The sequence below is a fragment of the Magnetospirillum molischianum DSM 120 genome (assembly GCF_000294655.1).
Classification (GTDB): domain Bacteria; phylum Pseudomonadota; class Alphaproteobacteria; order Rhodospirillales; family Magnetospirillaceae; genus Phaeospirillum; species Phaeospirillum molischianum.
In genome coordinates, this window is record NZ_CAHP01000001.1 from 80,893 (window position 1) to 95,279 (window position 14,387).

12 protein-coding genes and 1 other RNA gene are annotated in these 14,387 nt (G+C 63.5%); all 13 read right to left on the reverse strand.

Going from position 1 to position 14,387, the window contains the following annotated elements; all coding sequences use genetic code 11:
- Nucleotide 1: 1 nt before the first annotated feature.
- A complete protein-coding gene (gene mraY, locus PHAMO_RS00355; RefSeq protein ID WP_002725267.1) occupies nucleotides 2-1,090 on the reverse strand; it encodes a phospho-N-acetylmuramoyl-pentapeptide-transferase in 1,089 nt (362 codons plus the stop codon).
- Nucleotides 1,080-3,947: a UDP-N-acetylmuramoyl-L-alanyl-D-glutamate--2,6-diaminopimelate ligase gene (locus PHAMO_RS20440; protein WP_002725268.1), complete on the reverse strand. Its 2,868-nt coding sequence runs from the start codon at nucleotides 3,945-3,947 to the stop codon at nucleotides 1,080-1,082. The genes mraY and PHAMO_RS20440 overlap by 11 nt, the downstream gene beginning before the upstream one ends.
- Nucleotides 3,931-5,715, reverse strand: coding sequence for a peptidoglycan D,D-transpeptidase FtsI family protein (locus PHAMO_RS00365; protein ID WP_002725271.1), 1,785 nt, complete (start codon nucleotides 5,713-5,715; stop codon nucleotides 3,931-3,933). The genes PHAMO_RS20440 and PHAMO_RS00365 overlap by 17 nt, the downstream gene beginning before the upstream one ends.
- Complete coding sequence (ftsL, locus tag PHAMO_RS00370; RefSeq protein ID WP_040565990.1) at nucleotides 5,712-6,317, reverse strand: cell division protein FtsL; 606 nt, start codon at nucleotides 6,315-6,317, stop codon at nucleotides 5,712-5,714. The genes PHAMO_RS00365 and ftsL overlap by 4 nt, the downstream gene beginning before the upstream one ends.
- Complete coding sequence (gene rsmH, locus PHAMO_RS00375) at nucleotides 6,314-7,282, reverse strand: 16S rRNA (cytosine(1402)-N(4))-methyltransferase RsmH (RefSeq protein ID WP_002725275.1); 969 nt, start codon at nucleotides 7,280-7,282, stop codon at nucleotides 6,314-6,316. Before rsmH ends, ftsL begins: the two co-directional genes overlap by 4 nt.
- Nucleotides 7,279-7,833 carry a division/cell wall cluster transcriptional repressor MraZ gene (locus PHAMO_RS00380; protein ID WP_235720758.1) on the reverse strand — a complete coding sequence of 185 codons (555 nt, stop codon included), beginning with the start codon at nucleotides 7,831-7,833 and terminating at the stop codon, nucleotides 7,279-7,281. Before PHAMO_RS00380 ends, rsmH begins: the two co-directional genes overlap by 4 nt.
- Before the next feature lie 310 nt (nucleotides 7,834-8,143).
- Nucleotides 8,144-8,558, reverse strand: an RNA gene (rnpB, locus tag PHAMO_RS18245) — RNase P RNA component class A.
- 161 nt (nucleotides 8,559-8,719) lie between these two features.
- Nucleotides 8,720-9,454, reverse strand: coding sequence for a protein phosphatase CheZ (locus PHAMO_RS00385; RefSeq protein ID WP_002725281.1), 735 nt, complete (start codon nucleotides 9,452-9,454; stop codon nucleotides 8,720-8,722).
- Nucleotides 9,455-9,596: 142 nt separating this feature from the next.
- Entirely contained in the window at nucleotides 9,597-11,942 is a 2,346-nt protein-coding gene (locus PHAMO_RS00390; protein WP_002725283.1) for a hybrid sensor histidine kinase/response regulator, read from the reverse strand.
- A complete protein-coding gene (gene flhB / locus PHAMO_RS00395; protein ID WP_002725284.1) occupies nucleotides 11,932-12,999 on the reverse strand; it encodes a flagellar biosynthesis protein FlhB in 1,068 nt (355 codons plus the stop codon). The genes PHAMO_RS00390 and flhB overlap by 11 nt, the downstream gene beginning before the upstream one ends.
- Before the next feature lie 4 nt (nucleotides 13,000-13,003).
- Nucleotides 13,004-13,768 carry a flagellar biosynthetic protein FliR gene (fliR, locus tag PHAMO_RS00400; protein ID WP_002725286.1) on the reverse strand — a complete coding sequence of 255 codons (765 nt, stop codon included), beginning with the start codon at nucleotides 13,766-13,768 and terminating at the stop codon, nucleotides 13,004-13,006.
- Nucleotides 13,769-13,775: 7 nt separating this feature from the next.
- Nucleotides 13,776-14,045 (reverse strand): flagellar biosynthesis protein FliQ, encoded by a 270-nt coding sequence (gene fliQ / locus PHAMO_RS00405; RefSeq protein WP_002725288.1) that lies wholly within the window; start codon nucleotides 14,043-14,045, stop codon nucleotides 13,776-13,778.
- Nucleotides 14,046-14,056: 11 nt separating this feature from the next.
- Nucleotides 14,057-14,380, reverse strand: coding sequence for a flagellar hook-basal body complex protein FliE (locus PHAMO_RS00410; RefSeq protein ID WP_002725291.1), 324 nt, complete (start codon nucleotides 14,378-14,380; stop codon nucleotides 14,057-14,059).
- Between the last annotated feature and the right edge of the window lie 7 nt (nucleotides 14,381-14,387).

Below are 14,387 nucleotides of genomic sequence, written 5' to 3' on the forward strand. Positions count from 1 at the left end.
CTCATCGCAACTTCAACGTCGATAGTCCGGCCAACCCCAGGATGGTGGCGATGATCCAGAAGCGGATCACCACTGTTGGCTCGGCCCAGCCCTTCTTTTCGAAATGATGGTGCAGCGGTGCCATGCGGAAGACGCGCTTTCCGGTCAGCTTGTACGACGTGACCTGGACAATCACCGAAACCGTTTCCAGCACGAACAGACCGCCGACGATGCCGAGAACCAGTTCGTGCTTGGTCACCAGCGCCACCGCGCCCAGCGCGCCGCCCAGAGCCAGCGATCCGGTGTCACCCATGAACACCATCGCGGGCGGAGCGTTGAACCACAGGAACCCCAGACCGGCCCCGACCAGCGCCCCACAGAACACCGCCAGTTCGCCCGAACCGGGGACGTAGTGGATTTGCAGGTAATTGGAGAAGACGGCGTGGCCGACCAGATAGGAGATCACCGCGAAGACTCCGGCGGCGATCATCACCGGCACGATCGCCAGTCCGTCCAATCCGTCGGTCAGGTTGACGGCGTTACCGGCCCCCACCACCACGAACACGGCGAAGGGAAGATAGAACCATGACAACTGAACCAGCATCATCTTGAAGAACGGTACCGCCAGCGCGCCCGCCAACGGTTCGCGCTGAAGGGTGAAGACCCAATAGGCGGCGATTAGAGCGATTGCGATCTCGCCCAAAAGCTTCATGCGACCGGGGAGACCCTTCGGGTTCTTCTTCGAGATCTTGAGGTAATCGTCGAGAAAGCCGATCAGGCCATAGCCCAGGGTCACCAGCATCACGATCCAAACGTTGGGCGAGCGCAGATCGGCCCACAGCAGCGTCGAAACCGACAGTGCGATCAGGATCAGCAGGCCGCCCATCGTCGGCGTGCCCTTCTTGGTCAACAGGTGACTTTCCGGTCCATCGGCGCGGATCGGCTGGCCCTGTTTTTGCCATGTGCGCAGCCAGACGATCAGGCGCGGCGCCAGCATGAACGAGACGATCAGCGCGGTCAGCGTAGCGCAGACCGTGCGAAACGTGATGTACTTGAACAGATTGAAGACCGCAATCTGGTCTGCCAGGGGATATAAAAAATTATATAGCATCTTGCCCTGGCACCCTTTCCGTCAGAGCTTGAACGACACGGCTCATGCGGCTTCCCGCAGAACCTTTGACCATCACCACATCGCCGGGGCGCAAGCCCGCAAGAACCAGTGGTGCCACCGCATCCGCCGAATCGGCATGGCCGCCGCGACGCGAGGCGTCGAGCGCACGATGCAAATGACTCATCAGTGGCCCGGCGGTGTACACCAGATCGATGCCCCAGGTCTCGATTGGTTCCGCAAGGCCGGCATGCAAAGCCGGCGAGTCTTCACCCAATTCCAGCATGTCGCCCAGAACCGCGATCCGCCGCGCGCCCTTGGCCGGGCGTGACGAGGCCAGGGTCGCGATTGCCGCTGCCATCGATACCGGCGAAGCGTTATAGCTTTCATCGATCAGTTCGATATTGCCGCCGTCGAACGGCAGCCGTTTGCGTTGGCCTCGTCCTTTGGGGGCGGTCATCGCGCCCAGCGCTCGCGCCGCCTGGATCGGGTCGGCTCCCAACGCCTCGACGGCCAGCAATACCGCCAGAGAATTGACCGCCCAATGCTGGCCGGGAACCCCGACCCGATATGCCATCGCCCGGTCGCCGACCAGGGCGAACACCGCAGTCGAACCGGGATCGATGCCGCAATCGAGCAGGCGGGCGGTGGCGTCGATATGGTTGCCGAACGATCGGGTTTTGTGTCCCAGGATCGCGGCGGCTCCGGCCAGACGGTGGAAGTGGCGGTTGTCGCGCGGCAGCACCGCGATCCCATCCGGCTCCAGCCCGCTCAGAATTTCAGCCTTGGCGTCGGCGATTTCTTCGACCGAGGCGAAGAATTCGAGATGGACCGCCTCCACGGCGGTGATGATCGCGACATGGGGACGAACCAGCGCCGAGAGCGGGGTCAACTCGCCCGGATGATTCATCCCCAGTTCGAACACGGCAAAAGCGGCATCGCGGGGCAACCGGGCCAGCGACAACGGTACGCCATAATGATTGTTGAGATTGCCGGCGGTAGTGTGGGTCGGTCCCTGTTCGGCCAAGGCCAGACCCAGCATTTCCTTGGTTCCGGTTTTGCCGACGCTGCCGGTGATTGCGGCGATCCGAGCCTTCGAGCGTGCACGGGCGGCGCGCGCCAATGCCGATAAAGCGGCAGTGGTATCGGCAACCAGCAACAGCGGCGCGTCCTCGCCCACACCTTCGGGGCGGTGTGCAACCATGGCGCAGGCGGCTCCGGCGGCCAGAGCGGCGGCAACATGGTCATGGCCGTCGTGATTGGGACCGGCCAGCGCGACGAACAGGTCGCCGGGGCGGATCGAGCGGCTATCGATTGAAACGCCCAGAGCATTCCAGGGGCGGCCGGATAGGGTGCCGGAGGTGGCGGCGGCAGCCTCGGCGGCGGTCCAGAGTGTTGTATCGCCGTTCGTATTCCCATCGGCGGCGGCGACGGCAGCGCGGGCTTCGGCGGCATCGTCGAACGGCAGCACGGTATCGCCGACGATCTGGCCGGTTTCGTGCCCCTTGCCCGCGATTACCAACACGTCACCCTGGCCCAGTCCGGCGATTGCGGTGCGGATCGCGGCATGGCGGTCGCCGATCTCAATGCCGCCCAGGCAACTGCCCAGGATCGCGGCGCGGATCGCGGCGGGATATTCGCCGCGTGGATTGTCGTCGGTGATGATCGCGGCGTCGGCCAGTCGCCCGGCGATCGACCCCATCAGGCCGCGCTTGCCCGGATCGCGGTTGCCGCCACAGCCGAACAGGGCCACCAATCGCCCGGATGCGTGGGGCTTTAACGCCCGCAATACGGTCTCCAGCGCGTCGGGAGTATGGGCGTAATCGACAAAGATCGTCGCGCCATTCGTGCGTTCGGCGACCCGTTGCAGCCGTCCGGGAACGCCATCGAGGCTTTGCAAAGCCGCCAGGGCGCGGTCGGCATCCTCGCCAATCGCAATCGCCAGCCCCAGTGCCGACAGGGCGTTGTGGGCCTGGAACCGTCCTGCGAGAGGCAGGGCAACCGAGACATCGCGACCGAACAGGGTCAGGCGCAGATCCTGCCCGGACGGCGTTGGCCGGGCTTCGATCAGGCGGATATCGCTTCCGGCGGCTCCGGTGGTAATCAGGCGATGGCCGTGTTCCGTGGCAGCCTTGGCGAAATAGGGCGACCAGTCGCAGTCCATGTCGATGACCGCAACGCCGTCATCAGGCAGCAGTTCGCTAAACAATCGCCGTTTTGCCGCGGCGTAGGTTTCCATGTCGTGGTGATAGTCGAGATGGTCGCGGGTCAGGTTGGTGAAGGCGGCGGCTTTCAGCGCCACTCCGTCCAACCGTTCCTGATCGAGTCCGTGGCTCGACGCTTCAAGGCTGGCGTGGGTGATGCCCATCTTGGCCAATTGAGCCAGGATTGTGTGCAACGCCACGGGATCGGGGGTGGTCAGTCCACCCTGATTGTCCCAGCCCTCGGCGATCACTCCCAACGTGCCGATGGTGGCGGCCCGGTGGCCCAGCGTCCCCATGATCCGACGGAAGAACCAGGCGGTCGAGGTTTTGCCGTTGGTGCCGGTTACCGCGACCATCGTTTCGGGCTGGGGACCGGCGAAGGCGGTGGCCAGCAGCGCCAGCCGACGGCGCGGATGGGGGGCCTGGATCAGTGCGACCGAGTCGGGCACTCCCTCGGGGACGGTGCCATCGGGAACCAGGATCGCCACGGCTCCGGCGGCCAGAGCGGCGGGGATAAAGGCGCGGCCATCGGTGCGGGTGCCGGGCAAGGCGGCGAACAAAAAGCCGGGCCGAACCTGCCTTGAATCGGCGGTTAGTCCGGTGATGATCGGATCGGGGCCTGAATGGCCGGGCAACAGGTCAGTCAAACGCGGCAACGTCGTGCCCTCCCGTCTGGCTCGTGGCGGTGGCAGGACGCCCGTCGCGGTTGCGTTCAGCGACCGGTTGGGGCGGTGTGGGTGGCTTGGGCATCAGCCCCAGCAGCGGAGCGATCTGGGCGATAATCCGACCGGTCGGTGGGGCGGCGGTCCAACCGGCGGCGATGAATCCAAAGGTTTCCTTTGTCCCCTGGGGCTCATCGACCATGACCAGGACGACGTAGCGGGGATCGTCCATCGGAAAGGCGGCGATGAACGAGGCCAGCACCGCTTTGCGGCGATAGCCGCCATGGCCGACCTTTTCGGCGGTTCCGGTCTTGCCGCCGACTTCATAACCGGGTACGTCGGCTTTCTTGCCGGTTCCCACGGTGACCACCATCCGCATCAGGTCGCGAATCTGGGCCGAGGTCTTGGGCCTGACGACCCGGACACCGGGGATTTCCTGGTCGGGAGCGTGGGCGACCAGGGTAGGGTTGCGGTATTCGCCGCCATTGACCAGGGCGGCGGTTCCGGCCAGCAATTGCAGCGGCGTCACCGACAGACCGTGACCGAAAGAGATTGTGATCGTGTTGATTTCCCGCCAGGGATTGGGAACCAGTGGCGCGCCGACCTCGGGCAGTTCGATGGCCGGGGGGGCCAACATGCCGATACGGGCCATGAACGCCCGCTGAGTCTCGGTGCCGACCTCAAGCGCCATCCGCGCCGAGCCAATATTCGAGGAATGGATCAGAATTTCCGGGACGCTCATCCAGCGGTTCTGGGCGTGATCGTCGTGGATGACGTGGCCAGCGAAGACCAGCGGCTTAGTCGCATCGAAACTGCTGTTGATATTGATCCGACCGCTTTCCAACGCGACGGCGGTGTTAAACAGTTTGAAGGTCGAACCCATTTCGTAGGCGCCCTTGGTGGCGCGGTTGAACAAAGCGGGATCGGTTCCTGGCGGTGGATCGTTGGGGTCGAAATCGGGCAGGCTGACCATGGCCAGCAATTCGCCGGTGTGGACATCCATCACCATTCCGGTCGCGCCGATTGCCCTGAACTCGGCAACGGCGCGAGCCAGTTCGTCGCGGACGATGGTCTGGGCCCGGATGTCGATCGACAGCATCAGCGGCTCACGGCTTTCCCGCAACGTCCGCTCGAAATGCTTTTCGATCCCGGCGATGCCACTATTGTCGATATCGGTCATTCCGACGACATGGGCGAGCAGGCTGCCGTGTGGATAGACCCGGCTTTCGCCTTTTTCGAATTGCAGGCCGGGAATGCCCAGCGCGTTGACGTCCTGATGCTGGCGCGGCGTCAGGTTGCGACGCAGATAGATGAATTGTCGCGACGAGGACAGCGTCGCCGCGGTTTCAGCGACATCAAGCTCGGGCAGGATTTCGGTCAGCCGGGCTGCCGCCTGTTCGACATCGACGCGGGCGGCGCGAATGTCATCAGGACGGGCGAACAGCGAAACCGTCGGCAGGGACGAAGCCAGCAGAATCCCGTTGCGGTCGGTAATGTCCGCCCGCTCCATCTCGATACCGTCGGTGCGGGCCTTGGCCGGTCCGCTTTGGCGGGGCGACTGGTAATCCAGCACCGAGACGTCGATCAGCCGCACCACGATTACGCCGAATATCGCGACGAAAGCCAGGGCGGTCGCGATGAGACGCGACCGCCCTGTTTCTAAAGCTTCGCTCCGCACGCCGTCGAGCCGAACCGCGATCCCGGCCTGGAGATCGTCGCCGGCGTGAAAGCCGGGCCTGCGGCGCGATGGGAACAATCTCATCGAGTATCCCCGTCGATGACCGGATCGCCCTGAGCTAGGGCTGGCGAGCGGATGACGATCGAGTGTCCGCCGCCACGGGCGGGTTGTACCGTCGTGAGGGAAGGGCTTGCCGGGAGAGGAGGAGGGGGGGCCGTGACGACCGGCTCGGCGCGGGCCAGAACCGGCTCGGCACGAGGCTGTGGCGGGGGCGCCGCCGGGATCGGACGCGGCGCGGGCCGTTCGGCCGGACGGCTGGCGGCGGTACGGACCAACGTCGGACCTGTCTTGGCGGCGGCGGGCTTGGCCCGGCTGTCAGCGACCTTTGTTACCGGGGCGGGCAAGCCGTCGCGCAACACGACATCAAGCGATGCCATCTGCGTCGGTTGGACCGGACGCATGCCGAGATGGCGTTCCGCCAGGGCGCGGAGGCGGGTCGGATCGTTGAGATAGGCCCATTCGGCGCGCAGGACGTGGACGCTTTCCTGATTGCTGCGGATTTCGGTGTTCAGCGCGTTCAGGCGGCGTTCCTGATCCTTGACTTCATGCTTGATCAAGAACAATCCGACGCCGATGCAGGCCGCCAGTCCGATCCACAGGACGGTTCCGAGGATGCCGCGTTTCATGCTGCCCTCCCGGTGGTCTGATGCCATGCTGGCGCTTCGGTGCGGACGGCGGCGCGCAGCCGCGCCGATCGGGCGCGGGGATTGCGGTCCAACTCGTCCTCGCCGGGGCGGACGGCGCGGCGTTGGGTCAGGGCGAAGCTGGGGCGCGGCCCGACTCCGCCATGGGGAAGATGGCGCGACGGCAGGGCCGCCGCGCCCGAACGCTCGCGCAGGAAGTCCTTGACGATCCGGTCTTCCAACGAGTGAAACGTCACCACCACCAGCCGCCCGCCGGGAGCCAGCAGGGTTTCGGCGGCGGCCAGCCCACGCTCCAATTCGCCCAGTTCGTCATTGACGGCAATGCGCAGGGCCTGAAAAGTGCGGGTCGCCGGATCGATGCCGTCGGGATGACGCGGTACCACCTTGCGCACCAGTGTCGCCAGTTCCCCGGTGCGGCTGAAAGGCTGGACCTTGCGGGCTTCGACAATGGCGCGGGCGATCCGACGTGACAGCCGTTCTTCGCCATAGCGATAGAGGATGTTGGCCAGATCGGCTTCGGGCGTCGTGTTGACGATATCGGCGGCGTCGGGACCGGCACGCTCCATCCGCATGTCGAGCGGCCCGTCCTTCGAGAAGGAAAAGCCCCGTTCGGCCTCGTCGATCTGCATCGACGACACTCCGATATCAAGCACGATGCCGTCCAGTCCGCCTGAGCCATCCTCGCCCAGCAGCGAAGCCATCTCGCCGAATCGACCGGCGAGGAAGGTAAACCGGTCGGGATATTCGGCCGTCAGATCCCGTCCTCGCACGGCGGCGGTGGGGTCGCGGTCCAGCCCGGTCAGGCGGCAGCCCGACGCGGCGGTCAGGATCGCCCGGCTATACCCCCCGGCACCGAATGTTCCGTCGAGATAGCGACCGCCATCGTGCGGCTCCATCGCGGCGATTACTTCGGTCAGCAGGACGGGAAGATGGGGGGCGGCACTCACGATTGGTCTCCGGGGGCGGTGCGGGGGCGCAACGGCAGGGTCGGGCGGTTCTTCAGGGCGCGGGCGCGAATATCGGCCTCGATCTCTCGATAGGTTTCGGGGCGCCAGATCTGGAAGGTTCGTCCCTTGCCGACAAAGGCGGCGGTTTCATCCAGTCCGGCGTGGGCGATTACATCTTCGGGCAACAGGATACGCCCTTCGGCATCCCAGCCGAGCTGGCGAGCATCGGCGAAGATCAGGGCGCTCAGTTCCTCCTGCTCCGGGCTGAACAAGTCCAGGCTTTCAGCGCTGTCCGACAGCCGTTCCATGAAGTCGATGCCGCAGCCCTCGGCGCAGGACTGGGTGAACGAGCGGTAGGTTACAATCCCCTGGAAGGGCAGCGACGCCAGGGCGGACCGAAACGGTGCTGGGACCGAGACGCGGCCCTTACGATCGACTTTATTGACGAATGTGGAGAGGAACAGAGCCATCCTCGTCCGCCTTGTCCTGAGATTGCCCGAAAACAGATGGGCGTAGATCTCGCCCTGATTGCCCGTAGCGTTTCGGCGCACGACTCCACTGGTGTGGCCGAGTGGGTACTGATGGGATATCATGGGATGACATGGGCGTCAATGGAATCAAATAGTAATGAGGTCTCACTTCGCGTGTCATGACAAGTTGTGCATAATTTTTTCGTAAAGTACTGCAAGAAATTGCTGTAAATGCATGATTTAGGCCGATTATTAGCCTTTCCCGGCCTGTGGATAGGCGGTTTGGGTAGGGTATCGGGTCGATAAAAAGTAGGGGGAATGCCTGATGAGGGGCCGGTTGGCCGGCGTTTGGATTGTGGGTCTTCCGCAGAGGTGAGAACGCGGAATTCTATGCGCCAGACGGCCTGTAAGCCGGGTTCTGTCCGCCCCATCGCATGGTTTCCCATGGTACCGGGGGTGGACGGCCATTCCTCTGGGACGCCCGTTACCGGACGCCTCTCGCGACCGACCCGGGCGGCGGCGCGGAAACGCGCTTCGTCCTTCCGAGGAAGGACGGGTGCCGCCCCTATTTGGTCTTGCTCCCGGTGGGGTTTACCGTGCCGCCCCCGTTACCGGGGGCGCGGTGCGCTCTTACCGCACCCTTTCACCCTTACCCGCCGCCCGAGAACGGGGGACGGGCGGTTTGCTTTCTGTGGCACTTTCCCTGGGGTCGCCCCCGCCGGACGTTATCCGGCACCGTGTTTCCGTGGAGCCCGGACTTTCCTCCCTCCGGGCAAAGCCCGAAGAGCGACCGTCCAGCCGTCTGGCGCGGGCGGCACCATAAACCGGGCCGCTGCCGCTGTCACGGGGCGATCACGAGGAAAAGTCACATTGTTGGCGTTCCTGGCCACGCCCTTCTCCCAGAGAGGGCGGGCGAGACGGAAAACGGTGGGCGGGAGCAAGGTGTGAGGGTGTTTCCCTCCCGCTCTTATCCGAACAGCTTGTCGATTTCGTCCTGGCTGATGCCCTTGTTCTCAAGCTGCGGCCCGTTCAACAGTTTCGAATCGTCGTCACGATGTTCTTCGAATATCTTTGGTGAAACGTCGGCGATATTGTCCGGCCCCCAAATATCGATCATCGCGTTGATTCTGGCTTCGACATATTTCAGGGTTTTGACGACCTTAGTGATGCGCTGGCCGGTAATATCCTGGAAATTGCAGGCCTCGAAGATGGTGCTGATGGTGTCGCTGACATCCTCGACCAGACGGCTGACATAGGCGTCGGTGGCGTGGGCCTGGATCTCGCGGCCGATCGATTCGATCCGTTCCGCCGCTTCCAGGATTTGCTCGGTGGCTCGCTCGGTCGAGGAAACGATTGCGTCGAGTTCGAAGGTGACCGAGATCAGTCGGTCTTCATCGGCATCCTTGGGCTTCAGCGCCGCAATCTCGGCCTTCGTGTGTTCGATGCAGACGGCAAGGGCGCGCAATTCCGTTTTTAGCATCGAGACTTCGGCGGCCTTTTGCGGGATCGTCTCGTCAACGGGCGGCGGCCCGGCGTTGGCCGGAAGCTCTCCGTGGCGGATCAGGGCTTCCAGTCCTTTCAGGTCGTCTTTCAGGTCTCGGATCGCCTTCATCACCTCGCCGGAGAGAGGGGAGGCCGTGCCGTCGCCGCGCTGCTGGAGCTTCTTGATTTCGGCGGTGAACAACTTGCGATCATTCGTCATGAGTCTATCCACTTGCTCTCGCCGCACGGGACGGGGGTGTCTGTCTATCGACAGCCCGCGGTTCCCCGACGGACGAAGCAAGGGAACATACTCATGATGTGGTCGCTAACTCCGTTCGTCAACCAGCTGGCCTGGGAAATTATTACCTTTCGGTATTGCGATCGGTAAGGGCTTGCTTCACTGCGCCCGCCAATTGGGCCAGCGAGAACGGTTTCGGCAGGAAGGCGAATCCGGCGTCTGGGCCGATGCCGTCGCGCGCCACATCCTCGGAATAGCCGGAAATCAAGATCACCCGCACTTGGGGGCGCTCGGTTCGGGCCAAGCCAGCCAGAGTGACTCCGTCCATGCCCGGCATCACCACGTCCGAGATCAGCAGATCGATCGGATTCGGCCCGCGCAGAAATTCCGCCGCCTGTTCGCCCGAGCGAGCCTCGATTACGGTATAGCCCTTGTTGCGCAACGCCCGCGCTCCGAACAGGCGAACTGCGTCCTCGTCCTCGGCCAACAGAATTGTGCCACTGCCGGTCAGGTCGGTCGGAGACGGGGATTCCTCGGCGATGACGCGGCGGGGTTCAACCGCGCTCTCCGCTGCGGGCTCGCCGTCGATTCGCGGCAGATAAATCGAGAACGTCGCGCCTTGGCCCGGCTCGCTGTTGACGAAGATGAAGCCATCGGTCTGGCGCACGATGCCATAGACCGTGGACAGGCCAAGCCCGGTTCCCGCCCCGATTTCCTTGGTCGAAAAGAACGGTTCGAAGATGCGGGGCAGGGTGTCGCGGCCGATGCCGGTGCCGGTGTCGGCAATCTCGATCAGGACGTAATCGCCGGGGGGCATCAATTCCGGTCCACGCTGGACCGGCTGATCGACCAGAACCGCGTTGGTGCGGATGGTCAGGGTGCCGCCGCCCGGCATCGCGTCGCGGGCATTGACCGCCAGATTGATGATGACCTGATCGAACTGGCCGGGATCGACCCGGATCAATCCCAGGGCGCGGCCGTGGATCATCTTCAATTCTATGGTTTCGCCCAACAGGCGGCGCAGCAGCGTCGAGAGGTCGGCCAGGGCGTCGGTGACCGCCAAGCGTCGAGGTTGCAACGCCTGACGGCGGGAGAATGCCAGCAATTGGCGCACCAGTGCGGCGGCGCGGTTGGCGTTTTGTTTGACCTGCATGATGTCGGCGAAGCTGGGGTCGCCAACGCCGTGGCGTTGCAGCAGCAGATCGCAAAAGCCGATCATCGCCGTCAGCAGATTATTGAAATCGTGCGCCACCCCTCCGGCCAGCTGTCCCATTGCCTGCATTTTCTGGCTTTGGGCAAATTGAAGCTCAAGATTGCGTTGCTCGGTCGCATCGATGAAGTGGATCACCAGGCCGTTGATGTCGTTGTCCTCGTGCGAGGGACTGACAAACAATTGGGCGATCGGGGCCCGCTTTCCCGCCAGCCGGACGTCAAGATGAGTGCCGGGCAGCGATCCCTGCATCACCCGGCCCAATTGATCGACTGCCCCGGCGCGGCTTTCCTCGGCGATCAGATCGGCGATAGGGTGGCCGATCATGTCGTTGCGGTCGATTCCCAGCATTGCCTGAAGCGCCAGATTGCAGCCCGACAGGGTGCCGTCGGGATCGACCAGAGCGATGCCGACCGGAGCGTCGTCGAACAACCAGCGGAAGCGGCGTTCGGCGGCCCGTACCGCCCGCTCCAGATGCTGTTCCGGCAACGGGTCGCGCACCACTACCGACCGGGTGAACATCTCGCCGCCTTCGTCGAACACCGAATGGGCGATCATCCCCTGGAACACTTCCCCGCTGCGCCCCTTGAAGCGGAGGTCGGACCGCTCTTCTTCGGGGTTGGGGGTGGAACCCAAAAGATCGTCCAGAGAGTGGCCGACCAGCTTCTCGTCGGTGCGGCCCAGCCAGTCGGCCAGCCGCTGATTGACATAGCGGACGGTTCCGTTCGCATCGGCCGAGTAGCATCCTACCGGCAGGTAATCTACGAAGTCGGACAGTCGCTCGTTCTCGCGCCGCAGCGTTTCGACAATCGCGCGCCGCCCGCTGACGTCTTCGGCGATCCAGATCAGCCCGCCGGGACTATCGCCCGGTCGGACCTCCAGCGCCAGCCATTCGCGTCGGCCCATCGGTTGAGGTAGCCCGATCTCGGCACGGCGTGGCGCACCGAGGCGGGCGGCGACCTCCAACCGTTCCAGCCCGGCGCTGGCTCGTTCGTCCCCCCCGGCCCGCCTCTTGAGCGTCGCCAGAGGATCTGCAGCCCCCCCCAACAAGCGGTGCCCGGCGCGGTTACGGAACAATTCCTTGCCATCCGCGCCGACCACCAGCACGGCGCGGCCGTCCTCCTCCAGAGCGGCGGCCAGAGCGGCGGCAAGCCGGGCGGGAGTGGGGCGGCGGCGGGTCAGGCGCGACCACCAACGCGCCAACCGGCCAGCGGCAGGCGGAGGAGACGACGCGGGTACGGGGGAATCGTCAGTGCGCAAGACGGCCCTTCAGTTTCATGACATAGCCGATCACCTCGGCGACCGCTTTGTAATGCTCGGGAGGTATTTCCTCGTCAATATCGACCGTGGCGAACAGGGCGCGAGCCAGTGGCGGGTTCTCGACCAGCGGGATTTCGTTCTCCTCGGCCACCTCGCGGATGCGCTTGGCGATCAGATCGGCGCCCTTCGCTACCAGCCGGGGTGCTCCCATCGTTTCCATGTCGTATTTCAGCGCGACCGCGAAGTGGGTCGGGTTGGTTACCACAACGTCGGCATCGGGTACTGCCGCCATCATCCGTGATCTGGCCCGTTGCATTCGAAGGTTGCGCAGGCGTCCCTTGATCATCGGGTCGCCTTCGGTCTGCTTGTGCTCGTCTTTGACCTCCTGCTTGGACATCTTCATTTTCTGCGTGAAGGTCCAGCGCTGATAGGCCCAGTCTGCTGCGGCCAGGACGGTCACCAGCAGCATCGCAATGATCAGCATGTGCAAAATCTGGCTGCGCAGATAATCGAGAATCGTCGGTAGGTCCACGGCCGCCAATCCGACATATTCGTCCATGCGCCCTCTTAGCACCAGGAATACCACGATTCCTACCGTGCTGACCTTGAACAAAGACTTTAGGAACTCGACCAGATTGTTCATCGAGAACAATCTGGTGAGACCCTTTATCGGACTGATTTTTTTGAAATCGGGCGCGATCCTTTTGGGGACAAACATCAGCCCGTTTTGCGCCACCACCGAAACGACACCGGCGATCAGCAGCAAAGCCAAAGGCATGAGCAGAATCTGTAGCGTGTCGAAGGTGAGATCGGTCAGGGTGCGCCCGATCCCGCTTGGACTCATGTCGAAGGCGTGGGGGCGCTCGATGAACGGCAACAGCAGGGCGTTGAGGTCGCGGGACAGCGGCGAGGAGATCAAAGCCACCACCACCAATGTTCCCATCAGTCCGGCCCAGGTGCGGACTTCGATCGACGTTGCGACTTGCCCTTCCTTGCGGGCATTGTCGAGTTTTCGGTCTGTTGGTTGCTCGGATTTGTCCTCGGACTCTTCGGCCATCGCATCATCCCGGCGGCAGGTAGGGGATCAGGGTATTCTCGAACAGCCGCAGGAACAGTGCGATCACTGTCGATAGGCTGGCCATGAACACCGCCATGCCGATCAGCATCTGAATCGGCATCGCGACGAAGAACACCTGCATCTGCGGCACCAGCCGCGACAGCAGCCCGAGGCCGGTATAAAACACCAGCCCGAACACGATCAACGGTGCCGAAAATTGCAGCCCGATGCGGAACGTCTCGGTCAGCAAGTGCGACAGGGTTTCGGAAAAGTCGCCAAGCGGCAGCGTCTGCCCTGGCTGGAATAAGTCGTAGGATTCGATCACCGCTCGGAACATCAGATGATGAAGATCGGTCGAAAACACCGCCAACATCCCGACATTGCTAAGAAAGCCGGTTAGCAACTGGCTTTGCTGCTGGGAAATAGGATCGAACGAGAAGGCATTGGTCAGCCCGGTCATATAACCGATCATCGATCCCGCCAGATTGAGTGTGCCCATCACAAAGGTCACCACGCTGCCGATGAATACGCCGATCATCACCTCGCCTCCCAACAGTGCCAGCATTGAGCCGGGTGTCGGAGGGGTCGAGGGCAGGGTTGGCCCCAGAGTCGGCAACATCAGAAACGAAATCGACAGAGCTAGCAGCAGGCGGATGCGTGAGCTGACCAATGGGCCGCCCAAGCCGGGAAACATGAACATCGCCGCGCCGATACGGGCGAAGATCAGGAAGAAGCGGTAGACGTCGAGTTGGAGCAGTTCCGTCAGCACGGCGGGATCATCCGCCGCCAGAGATCACCCTGTCCATCGTGTGCTTCCAGAATTCGGTCAACTGCCCCAGGATGAAAGGGAGGAAGAGCACCAGAGAGGCGAAGACCAGCATCAGCTTGGGCACGAAGGTCAGGGTCTGTTCCTGGATCTGGGTCAGGGTCTGGAAGATCGAAATAAGCAGTCCAACCGCCAACGCGGTCAGCAGGCTGGGGGCGGAGACCACAAGGGTCACCACCACCGCCTCGCGGGCAACGTCGATCAGTTCGGCTTCGGTCATGACAGCACGCCTCAGATCGGCATGCGCAGGATTTCCGTATAGGCGTTGATAACCTTGTCGCGGACATTAACCACGGTATTCAGAGTCATTTCGGTGTTGGCGACGGCGGCGACGACTTCGCGGATATCGGCCTTGCCGGCAACCGCCGACAGCGAGGCGCGCTCCGCTTCCTTGGCTCCGCCGATCGCGACCTTGGCGGCGTCCTTCAGAACGCTGGCGAAATCGGTGCCGGTCTCGGCGCTGGCCGAGTCGGATTCGGTGCTGCCGCCCAGGGCCGCCAGCGGATCGGCGGCGTTGCGATAGGCGGAGATGGCGCTGGAGATAGAGGAGGTCATGGCCGGG

Bases quoted from the DNA above. Each gene is read 5' to 3' on its own strand.
- mraY (WP_002725267.1), bottom strand. From the start codon at position 1,090: ATGCTATATAATTTTTTATATCCCCTGGCAGACCAGATTGCGGTCTTC.
- PHAMO_RS00365 (WP_002725271.1), bottom strand. From the start codon at position 5,715: ATGAGATTGTTCCCATCGCGCCGCAGGCCCGGCTTTCACGCCGGCGAC.
- ftsL (WP_040565990.1), bottom strand. From the start codon at position 6,317: ATGAAACGCGGCATCCTCGGAACCGTCCTGTGGATCGGACTGGCGGCC.
- PHAMO_RS00385 (WP_002725281.1), bottom strand. From the start codon at position 9,454: ATGACGAATGATCGCAAGTTGTTCACCGCCGAAATCAAGAAGCTCCAG.
- flhB (WP_002725284.1), bottom strand. From the start codon at position 12,999: ATGGCCGAAGAGTCCGAGGACAAATCCGAGCAACCAACAGACCGAAAA.
- fliQ (WP_002725288.1), bottom strand. From the start codon at position 14,045: ATGACCGAAGCCGAACTGATCGACGTTGCCCGCGAGGCGGTGGTGGTG.
- PHAMO_RS00410 (WP_002725291.1), bottom strand. From the start codon at position 14,380: ATGACCTCCTCTATCTCCAGCGCCATCTCCGCCTATCGCAACGCCGCC.